Raw genomic sequence first — 22,184 nt, forward strand, 5'->3', positions numbered from 1 at the left:
CCAGCACCGACTTGATGAAGCCGACCATGCCCGCGGCCGCCCCGGAATCGGCCGCCGTGCAACGCCCGGCATCCGGCGGGGGCGGCACCGCGTTGTCACCGGCAGACTTCTACACGGCGTTGCGCCGTACCGGGCTGCAGCACGGGCCGGCATTCGCCGCGCTGACCCGCATCGTCCGCAAGCCCGGCGGCGGCTCGGAGGCCGAGATCGTGCTGCCCGACGAGGCGACCGCGCACCGGGGCTACCGAATCCATCCGGTGATGCTCGACGCGGCGCTGCAGTGCCTGGCCGCCGCGCTGCCCGATGAGGCGCTGAGCGGATCAGGCTCCGGGGCGCAGGAAGCCACCTATCTTCCGGTGGCGGTGGAGACCATTCGGGTGTTCGGCGAGGTGGGCCGGCGGGCCCGCGGCCACGCCGAGCTGGTGAGCCACGACGACGACGGCATCCTGGGCCGGGTCACCTTGACCGACGACACCGGGACGGTCACCGCCGAGCTGTCCGGGATCTATCTGCAGCGCGTGCAGCGCCGCACGGTGCCGTTGCCGCTGAGCCAGAAGATCTTCGACACCGAGTGGATCGACGCCGGCGTGCCCCCGCAAGTCCCGGCGGCCGCGGACGGCAGCTGGCTGGTGCTGGCCGAGGGCGACGAAAGCCGGGCTTTCGCAGCCGATTTCGCCGACCGGTTCGCCTCGGATAGCCGCCGGGTGATCACCGCGGACCTGACCAGTGAGCCGGCCGTGCGGGAGGCCTTCGCCCAGACCGCCGACGACCCGGACCGGCCACCGGCCGGCGTGCTGGTTTTCGCCGACAACGGTTCCTTCGATCCAACCGCTGCCGCCGACCGCGGCCGCGAGTTGGCCTGGTCGGTTGCCGCCACGGTGCGCACCATCGTCTCCGGCTGGCACGGCACCGCGCCCCGGTTGTGGCTCGTCGGCCGCAACGGCTTGAGTGTGAACGCCGGCGGGCCCGGCGGCCTTGAGCACGGCGACCCGTCGATCTGTGCCCTCAAGGGGCTGGTGCGGGTGCTGGCCTACGAGCACCCGGACCTGCGGGCCGGGGTCGTCGACCTGGATGCGGCGGCGGACCCGGCGGCGACGCTGATCACCGAACTGGGCCTGGTGGGCACCGACGACGTGGTGGCCTGGCGTGGCGGCACGCGCTACGCAGAGCGTCTCAAGCGGGCCACCCTGACCGCGAGCGGCGCCCCGGCTGTCCGGGCCGACGGCGCCTACGTTCTGACCGGCGGGCTGGGCGGCATCGGCCTGGTCGTGGCCCGGTGGCTGATCGACCACGGCGCCGCGCGCATCGTGCTCAACAGCCGCTCGCAGCCTTCCGACCAGCAGCGCGCGGTGCTCGACGAGCTCGCCGGGCGGGCCCAGATCGCGGTCGTCTCCGGCGACCTGGCCGCACCGGGTGTGGCCGAGAGCCTGGTCGCCGCCGCACGAGAGACCGGGCTGAGCCTGCGCGGTGTCGTCCACGGCGCCGCGGTCATCGACGACCAGATCGTGGTCGGCATCGATCACGACACCCTGGAGCGGGTCTGGGCGCCCAAGGCGACCGGGGCGCTGCGCCTGCACGAGGCCACGCTGGGCGACCCCGGCAAAGAGCTGGACTGGTGGGTCGGGTTCTCCTCGACGTCGTCGCTGCTCGGGGCACCCGGACAGGCCTCCTACGCGGCGGCCAGCGCCTGGCTCGACGGCCTGGTGGCGTGGCGGCGGGCCGCCGGGCTGCCGGCGATCACGATCAACTGGGGCCAGTGGTCCGGCGTCGGAGTCGCCCAGGAGCTCAAGTTCAGTGCGCTGGACCCGATCGACCCGGCCGAGGGCATGGAGGCGCTGGAGGCGATTCTGGGCGGCGACCTCGCCCGGGTCGGGGTGGCGCGGTTGCGGCTGGACCGGGTCGCCGCGGCGTTCCCGGAACTGCAGCAACTCGGCTACTTCGCGACGCTGGCCGCCGAACTCGACCTCGACAGCGAGGACGACGACTGGCCCGGCCCGGAAGGCCTCAAGCAGCTCGAGCCCGCCGAGGCCGCCAAGGCGGTCGTGGCCCGACTGGGCTCGCGGATCATGGCCATCATGGGCTACCCCAAAGACAGCGCGATCGATCCCGGGCGGCCGCTGACCGAGCTCGGCATGGATTCGCTGATGGCGGTGCGCATCCGCAACACCGTCCGCGGCGACTTCGGGGCGGAGCCCCCGGTTGCGCTGCTGTTGCAGGGCGCCTCACTGACCGACCTGGCCGCTGACCTGACCCGTCAACTGGGCCTGGCTTCGCAGGACAGTGCCGGCGACGGCGCCAGCGAAGTCCGTAGCCGCGCCCAGCAGCGTGCCGCGGCACGGCAGCGGGCGGCGTCGCGGCGAAAAGTAGGAGACCGAACGTGAGCACCAACAACGAACTGCCGGCAGGCGCGATCGCGGTCGTCGGCATGGCCGGGCGGTTTCCCGGCGCCCGCAACCTGACGGAGTTCTGGCACAACCTGCGCAACGGCACCGAATCCATCGTCACGCTGTCCGAGGACGAGCTGCGCGCCAACGGCGTGAGCGACAAGGCGCTGGCGAACCACAACTACGTGCGGCGAGCCGCGTTGCTGGACGGCATCGAGGAGTTCGATGCCGGCTTCTTCGGTTTCACGCCGCTGGTCGCACGCACCATGGACCCGCAGCACCGGCTCTTCCTGCAGACCGCCTGGCATGCCCTGGAAGACGCCGGCTACCGGCCGGGGGAGCTCGAGGGGTCGGTCGGCGTCTACGGGACCAGCACCACCAGCGGCTATCTGTTGCACAACCTGATGTCGCATTACGACCCGAACCTCATCATCGGTCAGGGCGTCAGCTTCGAGATGGTCAACCTGTCGTTGCAGAACGACAAGGACTATCTGGCCACCCGGGTGGCCCACCAGCTCAACCTGCGCGGGCCGGCGCTGTCAGTGCAGACGGCGTGCTCCTCGGCGCTGGTCGCGGTGCACCTGGCCTGCCAGAGCATCCTGGGCGGCGAATGCGACATGGCGCTGGCCGGCGGCTCGTCGCTGCGGATTCCGCACCACGTCGGGTACTGGCACGAGCCCGGCTCGATGGTGTCGGGGACCGGGCACTGCCGGCCGTTCGACGTGCGGGCCGACGGCACGATCTTCGCCAGCGGCGTCGGTGTGGTGGTGCTCAAGGCGCTGGAGGCCGCCGTCGACGACGGTGACCACATCCACGCGGTGATCCGGGGCTCGGCGCTCAACAACGACGGCGCCACCAAGATGACCTACGCGGCGCCCACCGCCGCCGGGCAGGCCGATGTGATCGCCGAGGCGCACGCGGTGGCCGATGTGGACGCCGCCACCATCAGCTACGTCGAATCGCACGGCACCGGCACCCCGTTGGGCGACCCGATCGAGATCGAGGGCCTGCGACAAGCCTTCGCGGTGTCCGAGGAGCCGCGCTCGGGGCCCTGCTACGTGGGATCGGTCAAGTCCAACATCGGGCACCTGGAATCGGCGGCGGGCATCGCCAGCCTGATCAAGACCATCCTGTGCCTGCAGCACCGGGCGATCCCGGCCACCCTGCACTACACCAGCCCGAACCCCGAACTGCACCTCGACGACGGCCCGTTCCGGATCCGGAGCGAATACGGACCCTGGGAAGCCGACGGCATTCGCCGTGCCGGGGTCAGCTCGTTCGGCGTGGGCGGCACCAACGCCCATGTCATCGTGGAGGAATGGCCGGCAGACCAACCGGCCGGCGCCGCCCCGCGCCCCGGACCCGAGGTGCTGCTGCTGTCGGCGCGCACCGCCGAGGCGCTGCAACAGGGACGCAAGGAGCTGGCCTCGGCACTGACCGCCGACGACAGCGAGGCGCCGGCACTGCCCGACGTCGCCCACACCCTGGCCGCCCGGCATGCGTACCACCTGCGCCTGGCGGCGGTCGTCGCCGACCGTGCCGATGCCGCCGCCGTGCTGACCGCCGAGGAGAGCGAGAACGTCTTCATCGGTGAGGGCGTGAGCGATGACGCGGCCGCCACCGCCGACCGGGTGGTGTTCCTGTTCCCGGGCCAGGGCGCACAGCACATCGGTATGGCGCGCGGCCTGTATGACACCGAGCCGGTGTTCGCCGAGTACTTCGACCGCTGCGTGGCCGGCTTCGACGCCGAGCTGGGCTTCGACCTGCGGGCGGTGATCTTCGACGGCACCTCACGTGACCTCGAGCGCACCGACCGCACTCAGCCGGCATTGTTCACCGTGGAGTATGCGCTGGCGAAACTGATCGAAAGCTACGGGGTGCGGCCGTCCGCGGTGGTCGGCCACAGCATCGGCGAATACGCCGCGGCCACCATCGCCGGTGTCTTCGACCTCGACACCGCGATCAAGGTGGTGGCGATGCGGGCGCGGCTGATGCACGCCGCGCCCCGCGGCGTCATGGTGGCGGTACCGATCAGCGCCGACGCGGTCGGCGCCTACCTGACCGCCGACGTCGACCTCGCCGCGGTCAACGACCCGGACGGCTGCGTGGTGGCCGGCGCCGAAGACGCCATCCGCGAGTTCTCGGAGACCCTCAAGCAGGCCGGCATCAACGCGCGCCGGGTACGCACCTCGCACGCGTTCCACTCCCGGTTGATGGACTCGATGATCTCGGAGTTCACCGCGTTCCTGTCCCGGCAGACCCTGAACGAACCGCGGATCCCGGTGCTGTCCAACCTGACCGGGACCTGGCTGGCGCCCAGCGAGGCGACCAACCCGGCGACCTGGGCGCGTAGCGTCCGTGCCACGGTGCGCTTCGCCGACGAGATCGACACGCTGCTCGACGAGCCGCACCGGGTGCTGGTGGAAGTCGGCCCCGGCGCCACCCTGACCGCCTCGGCGGCGAGGAATCCCAAGTTCGCCGGTGGCCACCGTGCCGTCCGGTTGATGCGCCACCATGCCCAGAACCGCGACGACCGCGACGCCTTCCTGCTGGCGCTGGGCCAACTGTGGGCCGCCGGCGTCGAGGTGGACTGGGCCGGCCTGCGCGGCGACTACCAGCCCAAGCGGGTCGCAGTTCCGGGTTATCCGTTCGAGCGGCAACGGCATTGGCTAGAACACAACGCCGGCGCCACCTGGGTATCCGGCGCCGCGACCAACGGCGCCGCGGTGAACGGCGCGTCCGGAGCCGACGGCGCCGCGGGCTCGGCCGGGGCGTCCATGGACGCGACGCTGCAACGCATCTGGGCGGTCTGCCTGGGGGTCAGCTCGGTGGACCGCAATGCCAACTTCTTCGACATCGGCGGCGACTCGCTGGTGGCGATCAGCGTCGCGATGGCCGCCTCCCATGAGGGGCTGGACCTGACCCCGCAGGACCTCTACGACAACCCGACGGTGTCGGCCCTGGCCAAGGCGCTGACCGCTCGCTACGCCGCGGGCGGCCTGGCCCGCCAGTCGCCCGGCGCCGTCGAGCACCCGCCCGTCCCGCCGAACATCACCTACTTCCTGGAGAACGGTGTTCGCGAGCACGGTCACTGGCGCATCCCGCTGGTCCTTCGGCTGCGCCCCGACGTCTCCGTCGACGACGTCCGTGCGGTGCTGACCGCGGTGGTCAATCACCACGACGCGCTGCGGCTCCGCATCACCGAGCGGGCCGGGACCTGGGAACAGCGCATCGCCGAACCCGCCGAGTTCGGCGAGATCAGCACCCATTCGCTGCCGGAGGGCCTCACCGCCGAGCACGATGCGGTGCGCACCATGCTGGCCGAGCACATCGGCGAACAAGAGCTGTCCTGCCCGCCGCTGACCGCCCTGTACATCCGGGGTGCCGCAGGCGACGTGTGCTATCTGGCGTTGAGCCTGCACGCGATCGTCGGCGATGAGGCATCCCGCGACATCCTGCTGACCGACATCTTCACCGCGTTCGGCCAGCAGCTGGCGGGCAACGACATCGAGCTGGCCCCGGTCGGCGTCGGGTGGGCCGAATGGTCGCAGCGTTGCGCCGGACTGGCCACCCATCCGGCGGTGCTGGAGAGCCGCGAATTCTGGTTGCGGACAACACAAGCCGCGACCCTGCGGCTGGGTGCCGACGTCGCCGAGCCGCCGGGGGCAGCCGATCTGGCCAAGCTCACCTCGGCGCTGGGGGCGGCCGACGTCAGCGAGATCGACGACGCCCGGCGCCGGCTGCGGTTGCCGATCAACGAGATCCTGCTGGCCGGGCTGAGCCGGGCGGTGGCGGCGGCCGTCGGTGAGGGCACCGTCGCCGTCGACATCGGGGGAACGGGCCGCTCGGTGCTCAAACCCGATATCGACCTGCGACGCACCGTCGGATCCTTCACCACGATCTACCCGGTTGCCTTGGACTGCGCCACCGCCGCACCGGCAGGCGCACGCCGGTTGCTCGACAAGATCCACGAGACCCTGGGGGAGGTACCGCACTACGGGATCGGCTACGGGCTGCTGCGCTACCTGTACGCACCGACCGCGCGGCTATTCGGCTCGGTGCCACCGGCCGAGATCCACTTCGCCTACGTCGGGACGATCCCCGAACTGCCGGCCGCGGGCGACGCACCCGTGCAGTTCGACCCCGACACCGCGATGCCGGTGCGCGAGGCGATCCCGGGCCTGGGACACGCGCTGGAGCTGCGGGCCTACCGCTCCGCCGGGGTGCTGCACCTGGACTGGTGGTATGACAGCCGACGCATCGAGGAGCCGGTGGCGCAGGCGATCGCCGACGGGTTCACAAGGGCCGTGATGGATCTGGTCCGCGAGGCCATCGCCGAAGACGAGCTGGACTCGGCCGACGCTGCAGACGGGGAAATGACCCTGGTCGAGCTGTCGTAGTTTTCCGGATTTAGGAGAGAACCGAAAGTGTTTGCCACGTCGGTCATTCGCAAGCTCGCGATCAGTGAGGAGATGCTCGCCGAGACCCACAACTTCGTGGGCCTGGCCGCCCACGTCACCGGTCCGGTCGACATCGACCTGCTCTCGGAGGCCTACGAGGCGCTGCTGGAGGCACATCCGATCCTCACCGGTCGCCTGGAGCGACTGCCCGACGGCCGGCACCAGTTCGTCACCGACGATTTGATGCCCGACGGCATCGACGTGATCGAACTCGCCAGCACCGACGCCGAGCCGCCGGCCCCGCATTTCGATCAGACGGAGTCGCTGGTTGCGCTGCGAGTGATCATCGCCGACGGTCAGGCGCAGCCGACGCTGTATGTACACCACGCCGTCGCCGACGGCCACCACATGTACGCGCTGATCGAGGAGATGCTCTCCTATTACACCGATCTGGTGACCACCGGAAGGATCGGCGTCATCAACGTCGAGCCCGCGCCGCAGTCGATCGAGGCGGTGCTGGCAGACCGGGGGATCGAAAAGCAGCAGCGCTCCGGCATCGAGCGGTTCATGCCGGCACTGTTCGCCTACGACCTTCCTCCCACCCGGCGGGCCGTCGCGGGGGAGACGCCGTCGTCGCCGGTGCGGGTTCCCATGGCGTCGTGCCGGCTGAGCGAAAGCCAGACCAACGACGTGGTCGCATTCGGGCGGGCCCACGACCTGAGCCTGCACGCAGTGCTGTCGGCGGCCGTGCTGATGGCCGAATGGCAATTGCGGGGCAAACTGAGCATTCCGGTGCCCTACGTCTATACCGTGGACCTGAGATATTTTCTGTCTCCGCCGGTTTCGGCCACCGGATGCACCAACCCGATCGGTCTGGCCACCTATCTCGCCGAGATCGACGCCAAGACCGACCTGGTCGCGATCGCCCGCGATATCGCCGAGAGCTTCCAGAAAGACCTCGATGAGGGCGTCATCCAGCAGTCGCGGCTGCACTTCAGCCCGCAGTACGTCGGAAACCCGCCCGGCCTGCCCGACGTCGTTGTGCTGAGCAACAACGGTCTGGTTCCGCCGGTGCGGACACCACCGGGTGTGGAGGTGACCACCACCCACGGCGAACTGTATTTCGCGGTGAGCGCCGGGATCGACATCTACTTCACCCAGATCTTCGCCGGCCAGCTCAACATCGAATACCACTCCCACGGGCCCGAGCCGGAGCGCTCGGTGGAGGCGATTCGCGCGCTGCTGTGCGGCATCGCCGAGCAGCATGCGAGTGTCAGCTGATCGCGCCGAAAGCGTAGCGGTGGTACTGGAGCATTCCGCGCAGCGGCGGCACCGCGCGAGCCACCCGGGCCGATCGCCGGAATCCGGCCGGCACCCGGCTGAAGGTCTCCGCGTCAAAAAGGTTGGCGGCGGCCAACAGCCGGATTCCGGCGACCTTGTCGAGAATGTCGGCCGGGTCGTTGACCGCCCAGTGCAGCGTGGCACCGGACTGACGTTGCAGTCGGTGGGTCTTCTGCGACTTGATCCCGAACCAGTTGTAGAAGTCGATCTGCAGTTCGCCGGCGGGGAACCGCTCGACGACACGCTGCAGCAGCGCCACCCCGTCGGACTCGGTCAGGTACATGCTGATGCCCTCGGCCAGCAACAGCGTCGGGCGGTCAGCGGGAATCTCGTCCAGCCAGGACGGATCGGTCGCCGAGGTCGCCATCAGGTGGTAACCGGGGCGGTCGGGATAGATCTGCTCGCGCAACGCGATCACCGGCGGCTGGTCGACGTCGTACCAGGCCACCTCCGGCCCCGGATCGATCCGGAAGACCCGGGCGTCCAGGCCGCAGCCCAGGTGGATGACCGTGGCCCGCGGGTGAGCGGCCAGGAACTGGCGCGCCCAGATGTCGTACTGGGCGGTTCGCACGGTCACCAGCGGCGCCCACCTGCCGGGGGCTTTGAGTGCGTCCCAGTCGAAGTCGATGCGCTCGACCGCCTCCTTGGCGTACCGATCGCCCAACACCGGGGAGTCGAAATCGGCGTCGAGGGCCTTGAGGTACAGCGTCGTCAACATGGTCTGTGCGGCGCCCTGCAGGTCGACGGGGATCTTGTCTGCCACGTCGGCGAGCCTAATACCCTGGACGGAAACCGGATGCACCGCACGGTCGAACCCGGCGGTTCAGCGAGGCTCGACGGAGGAGAGCCGAAGCTGGGACCGCTGCTGCATGAACCAGGAGGCGGATATGGCGGATGAGACCAACGGCGGTGGGCAGGCGCCACGGGTACTGCTGTTGTACTACAGCTACACCGGACAGGCACTCAAGGTCCTCGAGGCGGCCGGCGAGGTGTTCGCCGAGCGGGGCTGCGAGGTCACCAAGGCCGGTATCGAGTTCACCGATCCGCGCTACGCGCAGCGGTTCTCGCGGTTCCCGATGCGCCGGGTGTGGCCGGACATGCTCAGCGTGCTCAAGCCCCAGCAGCGCGGTGAGACCGGCGAGATCCGCACTCCCGACGCGGTGCGCGACGGCGACTACGACCTGATCTGCATCGGCTCACCGACCTGGTGGAAGGCGCCCGCCATGCCGATCCGGTCGTTCCTGCAAACCGATGAGGCGCGAAAGCTGCTGGACGGCAAGCCGTTCGCGGTGTTCACCGTGTGCCGGGAGTACTGGCAGGAGAACTACGCCGAGGTCTGCCGGCTCGGCGAACAGTGCGGTGGCCGTTACACCGACGAGATCCACTTCACCTATCCCGGCGACCCGCTGCGCTCGATGCTGTCGCTGACCAGCTACCTGGGCAGCGGGCGCTACCGCAAGCGCTACCTGGGGCTGCGCCTTCCGCCGACCAACGTCCAGCCCGAGCAACTCGACCGGGTGCGCACATTTGCGGCGGGCCTGGCGAGCCGGCTGTTCGGAAAGTAGGGGAAAGGCAGGCATGCCCCGTTCCTTCGACATCGTGTTCGAGTCGCCGGCAAGTGTTGAGCAGATTCAATCCGCGTTCGGCTCGCGTGATTACTGGCTGGCCCGCAACGCCGAGTTCGACGGCGGCGAGAAAACGCTGGACTCGCTGACCGTCGATGAGCACGGCGCGGTCCGGGTGGTGGTCACCGAGGACCTGCGCCACGGCGCGCTGCCGGGGATGCTGACCAAGGTCTACCGCGGCGACCTCAACATCGTGACCACCGAGGTCTGGACCCCGACCAGCGACGGTCGGGTCACCGGTGACATCGACGTCGCGGTGGTCGGGGCGCCCGGCCGCGGCGGCGGGACCGCCCTGCTGCAGCCGGCCGGCAGTGGTTCGCGGATGGACCTCACCGGCACCATCGAGTTCAGGATCCCGCTGGTGGGTGGGCCGATCGAGCGGTTCCTTGCCAAGGAGTTCGCCGAGGGCATTCCCAATATTCAGCGGTTCACCGCAGGTTGGTTGACCGAGAATGGCTGACACCGTGCGGTTCATCCCCGCCAACGTGCCCGCTACCGCCGAGGCGCTGGGCCGGCTCGACATGCCGCTGGGCGAGGCCATGATGACCCAGCGTGCGGTGCGCCGGGTCTACTCCGAACCGGTCGACGACGCGGTGGTGCTCAAGTGCATCGAGCTGGCGCTGCGGGCCCCCACCGGCAACGACGGGCAGAACTGGGAGTTCATCGTGGTTCGCGACCGCCGGGTCAAAGAGGAGCTGGCCAAGCGTTACCGGCAGGCGTGGAAGATCCAGCGTGACGTGGTGTTGCGGCGCAGGCTCAAGACCGACGAGTCGATCGCCGGGATCGCACGGGCGATGGAGTGGCAGATCGACCACTTCGCCGAGATCCCGGTGCTGGTGGTGGCCTGCCTGCGGTTGGGGGCCCGGGAAGGACGACTGCCGGTGGTGCGGATGCCGCATATCGCCGAGTCGGCCTACTGGGGGTCGATCTATCCCAGTGTCCAGAACCTGCTGCTGGCGGCCCGTGCGATGGGGCTGGGCGCCTCGCTGATCACGCTGCCGCTGTGGAGTCAACGGGCGGCACGGCGCATCCTGGGCCTGCCGCGCGACGTCACGCCGTGCTGCATCGTGCCGCTGGGTTGGCCCCGCGGACGCTACGGCCCGACCACCCGCAGGCCGGTCGGGGAGGTCGCCCATCTCGACGGCTACGGTAACCGACCGTGGCTGGAAGAATGAGCCGGTTTCGGATGAAATAGTCCGGTCTAGGAGCCGAAAAGGCATCCTATCCGTCGCAGAAGATTACAAGATTCTGTTTGTATTGTTCAGCGCAAACCGAGTGATGTAGATTCAGCCGATCCCGTGTAACACAGCGGTCGGGGGGCTCATGGACACGGCGAAATACCCAACCGATTCGAAGACTGCGCTCGCGGCAGTGGGAATGCTCGCCGCCGCGCTGGTCACACCGGTGGCGACCACGCCGGCGGGCCCGCTGGTCGTGGGGCGGGACCTGGTATTGGCCAGCGCCGGAGATTCGCTGCTCAACATTCCGCTGAACCTGTTCCAGGCCATTGTCAACATTCCCAGCACCGAACTCGGCGCGATGACCGTCCTGGGTAACTCGCTGATCTACAGCGGGAACTGGTGGTCGCCGAGCGCCACCAACATCTGGGGTGAGGATCCGGGCGATCCGGGGCATTTCATGGGCACGATCGACATGGCATTCCCGTTCACCCAGATCTCCGGGCAGGGCAGCCCGGCGCCGGGGGCCCCCGGTTTCGACTGGGAGGAGGCGGCCGCCGGCCACCTGGGGCTGGGCCAGCAATTCACCCTGCTCGCCGATGCCGAGATCCCGACGAGCGCGTCCAGCGATGCCGACTACAGCGCACCGCTGCTGCCGTCGAGCGAGATCACCGGTTCGGCTTTCATCGACCACAACCTCTGGTTCTCCGCCGCGCTGTCCGGCATGCAGCCCTACCCGCTGTTCGACAACTGGTTCCAGGTGCCGCTGTCGGACCTGATGGCCGGCTATACCTTTCCCACGGTGATCAACCCTTCGATGGGGATCGGCGTCGACAACGAGGGAAACCCAGACGGCTCGGTACCCGGTGATCCGGTGCTGGGTTTCGCCGGCACGCACCCGGCGACGCCGGACGACATCGCGAACCTGCCGGAGGGCGACGCGGCGGCGATGGGCATCCACGTGGTTCCCGGCACCGACGACGTCGTCAACGGCAACGGCAACCCGATGCACCTGATGCCGTGGTCCAACGAGACCTTCAAGCTCGACCTGCTGTATCCCTTCCAGAACTTCTACGACAGCCTGCAGGCCCCGGTGGACCTCAACACCTACGTCAATGGATTCCAGATCCCGACGTTCGACGAGGTCGGCCGGGCGCTGCAGACGCTGGCCGCGGGCATGATCATCGCCTTCGACCCGTCGTCTCCCGGCGATCCCTTCTGCGGTGGTACCTGCCTGGCATATCCGTGGGCCACCCCGCTGGCGCTGGTGGCCGGCCTCGACAAGATGTGGCCGGGCAACCCCTATCTGGCGAATTGGCTCGCACTGGCCAACGCGGACAACCCGCTCAACGCGTTCTACGGCATGGCCAACGGGCCGACACCGCACCAGGTCGACGTCAATGACGCGCTGTCGCAGTCGCTACAGCAGTGGTTCGATGTCGGCAACGCCTCGCCGGATGACCCGCCGGCCAACGTCGACACCCCGATCGCATTCTCGCCGTCGCCCGTGATGCAGCAACTCATCGACGTCATGGAGCAGTCCGGGGTCCAGCAGTTCTTCGCCGACTGGGCGAATCTGGCCGGCTACCAGCCGGTGGACTTCGACGACTTCACCCCGGTGCTGGGGGCCGGCACTGATCTCGGCGACAGCGGTGGCGCGGCGGCCGGCACCGCGGACGGGTTCGCCGGCCTGCTCGACGCCGTCGGGCTGGCGGATCTGGCAGCGCTGCTCTAGATCGGGGCGCCGTGGCCCGGGCCGGTGCCGCCACCGGGTGCGGTCGGCCACCTGGTGCGGTATGGTCCGCCTGAATCGGCGTTGCGGATGCTTCCGGGCGGATACCGCGGACAAAAGTGGCCGAACCGGTGACCTGCAGTAGAAGGCCCGCCAAAGACGAACATGATGTACCACTTAGCAGACGCCTGTCCGCACCCCGTGTAAATTATCCGGTACTCGCTTAGACACCGGACCGCGCCGCCGTTATGCTGGCACGGTTCGGTGGGGACTCAAGGGGGACATGTGAAGAATGGTGTGACGCGAAAGCGTCGGTACACGAACGCGGGCAGGCACCGGGCGGTGCCTGAGCGTCGGTACGCGATCGCCGGTCCGCACCGGGCGCTCCCGCAGCGCCGCCACATGACCGCCGGTGCCGCCGTTGCCGCCGCGAGCGTCGTGGCCATGGCCCCCGTCGCGCCGGTCGCGCCGTGGAATGCCGGCCTGACCGCCGCGGAGCGGGCAGTCCAACTGGCCGCCGAGGCCTCGATCCTGAACATCCCGTTCAACCTGTTCCAAGACCTGGTCAACATCCCGTTCAACAACGTGCAGGCGACCAATGTGCTGGCCAACTCGTTCTTCTTCACCGGAAACTGGTTCACCCCCAGCGCCACCAACATCTGGGGTGAGGACCCGGGCGACCCGGGCCACTTCATGGCGGTGATGGACTACCTGTTCTCGTTCTCCCCGCACGTCTCCGGTGCCTTCGACCCGACGATTGACCCGGAGGCGCTGGAAAACGGCACTGCGGGTCTGGGCCAGCAGTTCGCCATGTTCGCCGCCGCGCTGCTGCCGATCAGCGCCTCGTGTGACTCGATTCAATGCTTTCCGATGTCGCCAGTGGAGCCGATCACCGGCCTGACCGCCTTGGACGCGATGCTGAATTTCTTCATCAAGTTCAGCAATTTCCCCAACGACGACAACCAGCTGGACTTGTTCAAGTACTGGCTGAAGGTGCCGATCCAGGACATGCTGAACGGGTACAAGTTCCCGGACAGCCCGTGGAGTGACCCGGACAACCCTACCTCTGCCGGCATCGCCAACCCCGACGCCGGGGTGGGCGAGGGCGGCGCGGTGCCGGGCTCACCGTTCGACGCGGTCCCGGGCAGCCACGCCCAGCCCGGCTTCGGATTCCCGGGCACCGTCCCGATCTTCGACGAGCACGGCAACCAGGTCAACCTGATGCCGTGGGCGGGGCTGACCTTCAAGCTGGACCCGTTCGCGCCGTTCCAGAAGTGGTTTGACAGCCTGATGCAGCCGGTCGACTGGAGCGTCAACGGCGACGACCCGCTCATCGGCTTCCACTTCTCCAGCGCGGAGGAGATCTTCCAGACGATGAAGGCCCTGATCGCCGGGATGGTGGTCGACTTCAACCCCTACGTGCCGGGCAGCCCGATGTGCCCCGGACTGTGCAACATGCCGCCGATCTCCCCGCCGTGGGGGGTGACCACCCTGGACCTGGTTAAGTCGATTCAGGGCATCGGCGCCCCTAACCCGCTGATCCAGCAGTGGATCGACCTGACCGAGCAGGAGAATCCGTACGGGTGGTCCTCCGTCGGCAACGCCAACGGCGGCACCGACGAGCAGATCATGGCCGGTATCTCGGCGCTGCAGACCGGCATATTCACCTTCGATGCACAGACCCATAACGAGATCATCGACTCGCTCGCGGCCATCAATCCCTGGTTGCCGAACCTGGTGGTGAACGGCGGGCTGATGACCGACCCGGGCCTGCTGGGGCCGTGGCCGATCAATCCCGAGACCGGCTACTACATGCCGCCGACCTATAACCCCGACCTGCCGCTGGACATGCAGGAGATCGGCGAATACGGCGGCAAGAACTCGCTGCTGCTGTGGAACGACTTCATCATGTTCCTCGACCCGAGCGGCGGGCTCAACACCGCGCTCGAAGACCTGTGGGCCGACATCTCGAGCTGGTTCCCCTTCTAGACCGGCGCCTGAAGTAGACCCGCAGCTGCTTTCCGGGACGGGGAGCGCTATCGGTTGCACTTATGTAATTCTTTGGTACATTGCATAAGCGTTCTTAGGTCCTGCCGTGTCTGGCGGGCCGCTCCCTCGGCTTCGGAGGTTCCGCCCGGATGGTGTCTGCCCTGCGCTCGTACCTCGGTGCTGGGCTGGCGATCACCGTTGTGGGCCTCGTCGCAGTCGCCCCGATCGAGCCGCGCGTGCCGGTTCCCGGCACCACCACCACGGCGCACCCGGCGCCCCGCTTGACCGCCGATGAATCGCTGCTGAACGTGCCACTGAACCTTTTCCAGGCGCTGGTCAACGTTCCGGCGAACTACATCCATGCGTTCGACACGATGGCCAAGTCACTGCTCTACAGCGGCCCGTGGTTCGTCGGCAGTCCGACCAACGCCTGGGGTGAGGACCCCGGCGACCTGGGACACTTCGAATTCATGGCCCAACTGCTGGTTCCGTTCCCGGAGCTGTCCGGAGCTGGCCACGAAGGAGACTTCTTCCACCCGGGTCTGGGTCAGCAGCTGTCCATGTTGGCCAACGTGGAGATCCCGGTAGATCTGAGCTGCGCAGGGCTGGACTGCCTGCCGGTGATGCCGACCAGTCCGATCACCGGCTTCACCTGGATCGACCAGGCCATCTGGAGCTTGCTGATCGCCACCGGCGTGCAGAAGTTCCCGTTGATTCAGAATTGGTTCCAAATTCCGTTCTCGGCCATGATGAACGGTAATTCCTATTACTTTGACCCCAACGGTCCCGGCATGGTCAATGTCGGGTTCGCTCATGACGGGTTCTACTGGGAGGGCACCCGCACGCTGGCGGAGTTGGGCCTGAACCCGGAGGACTACCCGGATATCGACCCGGAGGCTCCGCTGCAGCCGTGGGCGGGCAGTCACTACGCGATGGACTTCGACCAGCCGTTCATCAACTTCTTCGACAGCCTGATGCAGCCCTTCGACGTCGACAAGTTCCAGCTTCCCGACCTGGTGGAGTTCGGCAGGGCGCTGCAGGCCGTCATCGCCTCGTTCCTGGTGGCCTTCAACCCATTCATCCCCGGTAGCCCGTTCTGTCCCGGGCCGTGCCTGCTGCCCGAACCCGGGGGCGACATCTTCAACCCCGAGGACTGGAACACGCCTAGTTACTACCTGCTGGCGAAACTGGTCGGGGACCTGTGGCCGGGCAACCCCGTGATCGACGAATGGCTGGCCGCCTATGACGGCGGCACCGCCAATGTCTCCACGCCGGAGATCATCGAGCACGAGGCGTGGCTGTGGCGACTGGGCACCGTGCTGCTCGACCTCAAGAACCCGCTGCCGGACGACCCGGCGATCGACACCACCGACTTTTTGCCCACCGTCGATCAGGTCCGGGACTTCCTCGGTGACTATCTGTTCAATATCGCCGACAACATCGGGATCATCGGGCCCTTCGACATCCAGGGTCTGTGGGACGCCGTGTTCGACGTCACCGCGGCTTGATCACCGGCCGGACGCGCTAAATGCCGATGAGGCCTGACAGATCGGGCAGGTAGGGGTACAGGTCGGGCAGCTCGCTCTCCGGCAGCATCCCGAGCTGGACCTGGGCGGCCGTCCATCCCTGCTCGAAGCCGAGCTCGAGGTTGTGCGACACGGTGTCCCAGTCGATTGTGGGCAGGCTCCACGACACCGGCGTGAGGACGTCGGCGGGATCGCTGCGGTCATATCCCAGGTCGATCAGTACTCGCAGGGCCGGCTGCACCAGGTCGGCCATCGCCGGGCCGAACACCGGGAACGCCCGAATTCCGTCGAGCAGCGGCAGGTTCTGCGTCGGGATCAGGAAGTAGTCGGTGTTGACGTCTTCGGAGGTCGGAAGCTGCACCGCGTCGTGAACCGACTCCGGGTCGAACGTCGTCGGCCACCCGGGCAGCAGCGCCGGGTGCAGGTAGACGTAACCGGCCATCGCGTTTGCCAGCGCGAGAAAGTTCAGCGGGTACTTCGGAAAGTCGGTCGCTCCGCTGTACTCGATGGTGTAGATGTCGGTGTGGTAGATCCCGTCCGTGGGTGTCATCGGCATGCCCGACTCGAACCGGGTGAAGAAGCCGCCATTGGGGTTGCCGAGATTCTCCAGCAACACGAAGCTCAGGTTGTCCGGATCGGGCTGCTCATCGGCGGGCAACCCGAGCAGGTTCACCAATTCCTGAGTGGCCACCGCGGCGCTCATCGAGTAGCCGAACACGGTCACGGTGTCGCCGTCGGCCAGGTGCGCCCGGATCGCCGCGTCGATGTCGGCGGCGCCCTGAACGATCCCGGGCCCGTAATCGGTCTGCGGCGTGGTCACGCCGACGGGGGTGTAGCCAGGAAATGTCGGCTGTCCCGGAAATGGGTTCTGCGGGTTGAGGAAATGGTCCATGACCTGGTCGATATAGGAATCCTTGGGCGTCGGCTGAAACGCCGAGCCCATGATCAGCGCGGTGTCGTCACCGAGGGCCACGCCGGCCCCGAGCGCCGACGTCATACCCAATAGGCCGGCGCAGCCCCCCGCCAACAAGCCGACCGTCATCCAGCGATTTCCCGAGCGTGTCATCAACATCCCCCATTTACATCACACACATGTCCGCGTCAGCGTACACAGGAACTCGTCCCAGCGCCTGTCGAGGTAGGAGAAATTTCGCGCGCGTCAAATAATTTGCCGGGGGAGTCGGCCGGCAGCGCGGGCGATAGGGTGGCCAGGTGGCTCTACCAGCACCGGGTCCCGACCGCGCGGCCATCGTCACCGGCGCGTCGTCGGGGATCGGTGCGGCAATGGCACGCGAACTGGCCCGGCGCGGCCACCAGCTGATCGTGGTGGCGCGTCGCGCCGACCGGCTGCACGCGCTCGCCGCCGAACTGAGCCCACACCCCGTGCACGTGTTGCCGGCGGATCTGTCCCGCCGCACCGAACGCGCAGCGTTGGCGGGCCGGATCGCCGACCTGGGCCTGGTCGCGGACATCCTGGTCAACAACGCCGGCCTGTCGGTGGTGGCACTGGCCGCCAACACCGAGCCGGCGAACCAACTGGATCTGGTCGAGGTCGATGTGGCGGCCGTTGTCGATCTGTGTTGCCGGTTCCTGCCGGGCATGGTGGCGCGCGGCCGAGGGGCCGTGCTGAACGTGTCGTCGGTGGCCGGCTACGGACCACTGCCCGGCCAGGCGAGCTACGGCGCCGCCAAAGCGTTCGTCGCCTCCTATACCGAGAGTCTGCGCAGCGAGCTGCGCGGTACCGGTGTCAGCGCCACGGCGCTGTGCCCGGGGCCGGTCGACACCCGATTGGACATCGACGCCGGGTTCCGCGAGGGCGAACGCAAACAGGTCTTGCCCGCGGTCATGTGGAAGTCGGTGGATACCGTCGCTCGCGCAGCGGTCGACGGCATGGCCGCGGGCAAGGGCCGGGTGACACCCGGATGGGCGAACCGGTTGCTGGTGGCCGCCTACCGGATCGTGCCGCACGGCCCGCTGCTACCGTTGCTGGCGCGGCGCACTCCGCTGTCGACTCGCAGCGCGGGTGAGGGGCACACCGGGATCTCATCGACGTCACGGGACGGTCGATCACCGGACAGGGGGAGCAGTGTGATGCTTGAGGTGATCGACAAGGGCTGCGTAAGTGAAACCCATCCTGCTCCGCTGCTGTTCGTCCACGGCGCCTGGCACGCGGCCTGGTGCTGGGACGAGAATTTCCTCGGATACTTCGCCGACCTGGGTTATCGCGCGGTGGCGGTCAGCTTTCGTGGCCACGGCGGCAGCGCGATCGACAAGCCGCTGCGACGCTGCAGCGTCGAGGACTACGTCGAGGACGTCAGGGCGGTGGCCGACAGTTTGCCGGCGGAGCCCGTGGTGATCGGCCACTCGATGGGCGGGCTGATCGTGCAGAAGTACCTCGAGGACCGTCCCGCACCAGCCGGGGTGCTGATGGCGTCGATTCCCCCGCAGGGCAACTACGGGTCCAGCCTGCGCTGGCTGCGGAGCCACCCCTGGCAGGCGATCAAGATGGCCGTCACCGGCAAGTCCCTGCGCTACATCAACACGCCGGAATTGGCCCGGGAGAAGTTCTTCTCCGATCACACCCCCGAAGACCAGGTGCTCGAGTGCGCGGCGCGACTACAGGAGGACAGCGCCCGGGTGAGCATCGACTGCCTGATGCTCAATCTGCCCCGCCCGGCCCGGGTCACCGCGCCGCTGCTGGTGCTGGGAGCCGAACAGGACGGTGCGCACACCCGCAAAGAAGTGCAGGCGACGGCGCGGGCTTACGGCACCGAGGCGGAGTTCTTTCCCGGCATGGGCCACAACATGATGCTCGAGCCGGGCTGGGAATCGGTGGCCGAACGAATCCACGACTGGCTCGGCGGTCGCGGGCTGTAGCCGCCGCCCGCAGCCGGTCAGTCCTTGGCGAAGCAGTACAGCCGGTAGACGAACTCGCCATTCTTCAGGGCGCCGTTGAAAGTCCAGTCCGTTGCGGCGCTGGCGAAGCGGGCCATGCTGCCGTGGTGGGCGATCATGTCCTGCTTGCGGGCCAGGTTCTGCTCGTTGCCGCGCAGCACCGCCATGCTGATGTCCTCCTGGGTCACCAGCCGCAGTCCGGTGTTGGCCAGCTCGGCGTCCCACTGGGCCAGCTCGCTGCGCCGGCGGAAGTCGGTGTAGAGGAAGTGCCCGCCGGGCGCCAGCACCCGTGCGGCGCCGTCGAAGAACCGTGCCGGATGCGGGTACAGGTGCGACGCTTCGACCTGGAACACCACGTCGAACGAGCCGTCGTCGAAGGGCAGGTTCTGGGCGTCACCCTGCACGAAGTCCAACCCGGGCAGCTGGTGGCGCTGCCGGCAGAACTCGATGGCGGTCTCGTTGAGGTCCAGGCCGGTGTAGGAGGCGGGTTTGAAGGTGCGGGCCACATACGACGCGCCGCCGCCGTGGCCGCAACTGACCTCGAGCACCCTTTTGCCGGCCAGGTCCACCTGCGCGGCGGTGCGGTGGTACTGCTGGATGAAGAACCGGTTGGGTTCATCGGAAGCCTCCAGCGGCACCGCCATCGGCGGGTCTTCTTCGTAGCCGTAGTTCAGGAACAGCCAGTCGTCCCCGCTGAGCAGCTTGGTCTGGGTGGCGAACCGCTTGGTCACGAACGAGGTGAACAGCAGGTGGTAGACGAATGGGTTCGTCATGACGCGGTGGGTTACCGGGTTGAATATCAGACGGTTCATCGTGGCCACCGAGGGAGTATGTCACGGAAGAGGTTTGCGGCCGGTGAGGGGGTCAGCGGCCCGCGACGGCTCAGTCCCGCAGTCCGCGCATCAGGATTCGGTCCCACATCCGGTCGGTCAGCAGCGCCCGGGCGAGCACGGTGACTTTGCCGGAGAGCCCGACGATATAGCGGGGCCGCGGGTTCTTCGCCCGGACCACCCGCTCCACGGCTCGGGCGACGACATCGGGTCCGATCATCACGCCGCGCTTCGCCGACAGCTGACGGGTGTTCTCGGCGTAGCGACGTTTGAAGTCGCCGTAGGGGTCATCAGCGGCGTAGGAAGGCCGTGCCTGCTGCTGTGAGGTGACGAACGGGGTATGCACCACCGTCGGGTCGAGCAGCACCACCCGCACCCCGAAGGGCGCCACTTCGGCCCGCAGCGACAGCGACAGCGCCTCCATGGCGTACTTCACCACGTGGTACCCGCCGGCTCCCGGGCTGGCGAAACGTCCCCCGGTGCTGCCGATGTTGACGATGACCCCGGTCCCGCGCTCACGCATGCCCGGCAGGACGGCTTGTGACAAGTTAAGTGCCGCAATGACATTGGTCTCAAACAGCTTGCGCAGATCCGGCAGCGCCAGCTGCTCGAGTGGACTGGTCAGCGGGAATCCCGCGCAGTTGACCAACACGCTTACCGCGCCGTGGTCGGCGCAGATCTCCGTGACGAGCCGCCGCGCCGCGGCCTCGTCGGTGACATCGAGGGCACGGGCGTCCAGTCCCCGCGCCGCAAGGCGTTGCAGCGCTTCGGGATTGCGGCCGACGGCGACGACACGGTAGCCGGCAGCCCGCAGCCGGTCGGTGGTCGCCTCGCCGATCCCGCTTGTCGCCCCGGTGACCAGCGCAACCTGGCGGGCCGTCATCGGCTGCCGGTGGACCGCAGGTCGGTCGCGGTCCCGGCGGCGCCGGCCTCGGCGGGCACCAGCTCGACGGGCAGGTGCTCGAGGCCGCGCATCGTCGCGTTCACCAGGTAGCGGTACTCGCCGGCCAGCCGGATCTCCTTGACGTGGGGGATCAGCTGCCTCAGCACCCGGCCCACCTCGATGCGGGTCAGGTGGGTGCCCAGGCAGTAGTGCGCCCCACCGCCGAACGCGAGGTGGTCGGTCGGATTGCGGTCCAGGTTGAAGGTGTCGGGGTCGGGGTAGTGGCGTGGATCGCGGTTGGCGGCCGCGTACAGCACCAGCACCCGCGCACCCGCCGGGATGGTGTGGTCGCCGACCCGGTAGTCGCGGGTCGCGGTGCGGTAGAACCCTTGCACGGGGGAGACCAACCGCAGCTGCTCCTCGATCGCGGCGGGGATCAACTCCGGGTGCTCGCGCAGCCGGGTGTAGACGTCCGGGCGCTGCGCCAGTGTCAGGAACAGGCCCGAGATCAGGTTCGTCGTGGTCTCGCTGCCGGCGCCGACGAGCATCGATGCGCTCCAGAACACCTCGTCATCGGAGAGGGTGTCCTCGCCGCTTGGTGCGGCCAGCATCGAGATCAGATCGTCGCCGGGTGCGGCGCGGCGGGCTTTGATCATCGGGTCGAGGCTGCGGTGCATCGCGATGACGGCCTGGCTCGAGCGCATGTTCAGCGCCATCCCGCGCGGGGTCAGCGGCGCGAACGCCGCTTCGTTGATGGTGTCGGCCCATTCCAGGAACTGGTGGCGGTCCTCCTGCGGAATCGCCAGCATCATCGTGATCAGCCGGTTCGGCAGCGGCTTGGCCAGGTCGTCGACGATCTCGACCCGGCCGCGTTCGATCATCGCGGCGACGAGTTCGTCGGCGACGCGATTGATGTTGATCTCCCACGCCTTCATCGCGCGCGGGGTGAACGCCCGCGACACCGACCGGCGCAGCCGGGTGTGCACCGGCGGGTCTTGGGCGTTCATCGTCTGCAGCCGGACCCGGAAGCGGGCCTGGCTCTGCGCCGACGACAATGCCTCGTCGTCGCGCAATGCCTGCCGCACCGCGTCGTACCCCGGGATGATCCAGATGCCCCGTTTGCGGCTGTACCAGACCTCCGGCCCGCTCAGCAGCGTGCGGTATCCCGGGTAGGGGTCGCGCATCGTCGCCGGAGCGAACGGGTCAAAGTCGGTCAACGGTGCGGTCTGGCGGCCGGTCAGCGCGTACCGATAGGCGGTCGCCCGGTCGCGGGCCACCCCGACCAGGCCGTCGATGCCGATCCTGAGCAGGCTGGCGCGAAAGCGAAGCCGACGCGTCAGTTCCCTCTGGTCCATCTGGCAAGCCCCTCGATCGTCAGATTTTTCAGCGCGATGGGCCCGG

Annotated in this window: 15 protein-coding genes and 1 pseudogene; 11 read left to right on the forward strand and 5 right to left on the reverse strand. The window is 68.2% G+C overall.

The genetic code is table 11. From position 1 onward, the window contains the following. From DQP56_RS12380 to DQP56_RS12390, 3 genes are all read left to right on the forward strand, one after another. Positions 1-2,381, forward strand: a 2,381-nt coding sequence (locus DQP56_RS12380; RefSeq protein WP_114475773.1) for a type I polyketide synthase, incomplete at its 5' end; no start/stop codon positions are given. Further along, positions 2,378-6,784 (forward strand): type I polyketide synthase, encoded by a 4,407-nt coding sequence (locus DQP56_RS12385; protein WP_112685806.1) that lies wholly within the window; start codon positions 2,378-2,380, stop codon positions 6,782-6,784. The genes DQP56_RS12380 and DQP56_RS12385, both read left to right, overlap by 4 nt. 27 nt (positions 6,785-6,811) lie before the next feature. Continuing rightward, positions 6,812-8,065 (forward strand): phthiocerol/phthiodiolone dimycocerosyl transferase family protein, encoded by a 1,254-nt coding sequence (locus DQP56_RS12390; protein WP_112685808.1) that lies wholly within the window; start codon positions 6,812-6,814, stop codon positions 8,063-8,065. Here the strand turns inward: DQP56_RS12390 and DQP56_RS12395 are convergent. Next, the gene (locus DQP56_RS12395; RefSeq protein WP_112685810.1) at positions 8,058-8,888 is read right to left on the reverse strand and encodes a class I SAM-dependent methyltransferase; all 831 of its coding nucleotides are present in this window, start codon (positions 8,886-8,888) and stop codon (positions 8,058-8,060) included. The two genes, DQP56_RS12390 and DQP56_RS12395, sit on opposite strands and share 8 nt — an antisense overlap. 106 nt (positions 8,889-8,994) lie before the next feature. On the opposite strand from DQP56_RS12395, the gene DQP56_RS12400 reads away from it, so the two are divergent. From DQP56_RS12400 to DQP56_RS12425, 6 genes are all read left to right on the forward strand, one after another. After that, the gene (locus DQP56_RS12400) at positions 8,995-9,690 is read left to right on the forward strand and encodes a flavodoxin family protein (RefSeq protein ID WP_112685812.1); all 696 of its coding nucleotides are present in this window, start codon (positions 8,995-8,997) and stop codon (positions 9,688-9,690) included. 13 nt (positions 9,691-9,703) lie between these two features. After that, on the forward strand, positions 9,704-10,210 hold the full coding sequence (locus tag DQP56_RS12405; RefSeq protein ID WP_112685813.1) for a DUF2505 domain-containing protein: 507 nt from the start codon (positions 9,704-9,706) through the stop codon (positions 10,208-10,210). Continuing rightward, positions 10,203-10,925 (forward strand): nitroreductase family protein, encoded by a 723-nt coding sequence (locus tag DQP56_RS12410; RefSeq protein WP_112685815.1) that lies wholly within the window; start codon positions 10,203-10,205, stop codon positions 10,923-10,925. The genes DQP56_RS12405 and DQP56_RS12410 overlap by 8 nt, the downstream gene beginning before the upstream one ends. A 148-nt stretch (positions 10,926-11,073) precedes the next feature. Then, positions 11,074-12,663 carry a hypothetical protein gene (locus DQP56_RS12415; RefSeq protein ID WP_112685817.1) on the forward strand — a complete coding sequence of 530 codons (1,590 nt, stop codon included), beginning with the start codon at positions 11,074-11,076 and terminating at the stop codon, positions 12,661-12,663. Between the two features lie 339 nt (positions 12,664-13,002). Next, complete coding sequence (locus DQP56_RS12420) at positions 13,003-14,649, forward strand: hypothetical protein (protein WP_133258927.1); 1,647 nt, start codon at positions 13,003-13,005, stop codon at positions 14,647-14,649. A gap of 149 nt (positions 14,650-14,798) precedes the next feature. After that, positions 14,799-16,157 carry a hypothetical protein gene (locus tag DQP56_RS12425; protein WP_112685821.1) on the forward strand — a complete coding sequence of 453 codons (1,359 nt, stop codon included), beginning with the start codon at positions 14,799-14,801 and terminating at the stop codon, positions 16,155-16,157. A gap of 16 nt (positions 16,158-16,173) precedes the next feature. On the opposite strand, the gene DQP56_RS12430 is transcribed toward DQP56_RS12425, so the two are convergent. Further along, the gene (locus tag DQP56_RS12430) at positions 16,174-17,241 is read right to left on the reverse strand and encodes a PE-PPE domain-containing protein (protein ID WP_234825635.1); all 1,068 of its coding nucleotides are present in this window, start codon (positions 17,239-17,241) and stop codon (positions 16,174-16,176) included. Between the two features lie 146 nt (positions 17,242-17,387). Here DQP56_RS12430 and DQP56_RS12435 point away from each other — a divergent pair. After that, positions 17,388-18,191, forward strand: a pseudogene (locus DQP56_RS12435) (SDR family NAD(P)-dependent oxidoreductase); the annotation flags it as partial. Between the two features lie 75 nt (positions 18,192-18,266). Continuing rightward, complete coding sequence (locus DQP56_RS12440; RefSeq protein ID WP_112685837.1) at positions 18,267-19,052, forward strand: alpha/beta hydrolase; 786 nt, start codon at positions 18,267-18,269, stop codon at positions 19,050-19,052. A 17-nt stretch (positions 19,053-19,069) separates the two neighbouring features. Here the strand turns inward: DQP56_RS12440 and DQP56_RS12445 are convergent, their stop codons facing one another. The 3 genes from DQP56_RS12445 to DQP56_RS12455 all read right to left on the reverse strand — a co-directional run bounded on the left by DQP56_RS12445 (position 19,070) and on the right by DQP56_RS12455 (position 22,138). After that, on the reverse strand, positions 19,070-19,882 hold the full coding sequence (locus DQP56_RS12445; RefSeq protein ID WP_112685825.1) for a phthiotriol/phenolphthiotriol dimycocerosates methyltransferase: 813 nt from the start codon (positions 19,880-19,882) through the stop codon (positions 19,070-19,072). Between the two features lie 70 nt (positions 19,883-19,952). Beyond that, positions 19,953-20,783 (reverse strand): SDR family NAD(P)-dependent oxidoreductase, encoded by an 831-nt coding sequence (locus DQP56_RS12450; protein WP_112685827.1) that lies wholly within the window; start codon positions 20,781-20,783, stop codon positions 19,953-19,955. Then, positions 20,780-22,138 (reverse strand): cytochrome P450, encoded by a 1,359-nt coding sequence (locus DQP56_RS12455; RefSeq protein ID WP_112685829.1) that lies wholly within the window; start codon positions 22,136-22,138, stop codon positions 20,780-20,782. Before DQP56_RS12455 ends, DQP56_RS12450 begins: the two co-directional genes overlap by 4 nt. Positions 22,139-22,184: the final 46 nt, after the last annotated feature.

The sequence above is a fragment of the Mycolicibacter senuensis genome, assembly GCF_003284925.1.
Lineage (GTDB): Bacteria > Actinomycetota > Actinomycetes > Mycobacteriales > Mycobacteriaceae > Mycobacterium > Mycobacterium algericum_A.

Excerpts from the sequence above, each read along its gene's own strand:
- DQP56_RS12400 (WP_112685812.1), top strand. The coding sequence starts at position 8,995 with ATGAACCAGGAGGCGGATATGGCGGATGAGACCAACGGCGGTGGGCAG.
- DQP56_RS12440 (WP_112685837.1), top strand. The coding sequence starts at position 18,267 with ATGCTTGAGGTGATCGACAAGGGCTGCGTAAGTGAAACCCATCCTGCT.
- DQP56_RS12425 (WP_112685821.1), top strand. The coding sequence starts at position 14,799 with ATGGTGTCTGCCCTGCGCTCGTACCTCGGTGCTGGGCTGGCGATCACC.
- DQP56_RS12450 (WP_112685827.1), bottom strand. The coding sequence starts at position 20,783 with ATGACGGCCCGCCAGGTTGCGCTGGTCACCGGGGCGACAAGCGGGATC.
- DQP56_RS12455 (WP_112685829.1), bottom strand. The coding sequence starts at position 22,138 with ATGGACCAGAGGGAACTGACGCGTCGGCTTCGCTTTCGCGCCAGCCTG.
- DQP56_RS12430 (WP_234825635.1), bottom strand. The coding sequence starts at position 17,241 with ATGACACGCTCGGGAAATCGCTGGATGACGGTCGGCTTGTTGGCGGGG.
- DQP56_RS12445 (WP_112685825.1), bottom strand. The coding sequence starts at position 19,882 with ATGAACCGTCTGATATTCAACCCGGTAACCCACCGCGTCATGACGAAC.
- DQP56_RS12410 (WP_112685815.1), top strand. The coding sequence starts at position 10,203 with ATGGCTGACACCGTGCGGTTCATCCCCGCCAACGTGCCCGCTACCGCC.
- DQP56_RS12415 (WP_112685817.1), top strand. The coding sequence starts at position 11,074 with ATGGACACGGCGAAATACCCAACCGATTCGAAGACTGCGCTCGCGGCA.
- DQP56_RS12405 (WP_112685813.1), top strand. The coding sequence starts at position 9,704 with ATGCCCCGTTCCTTCGACATCGTGTTCGAGTCGCCGGCAAGTGTTGAG.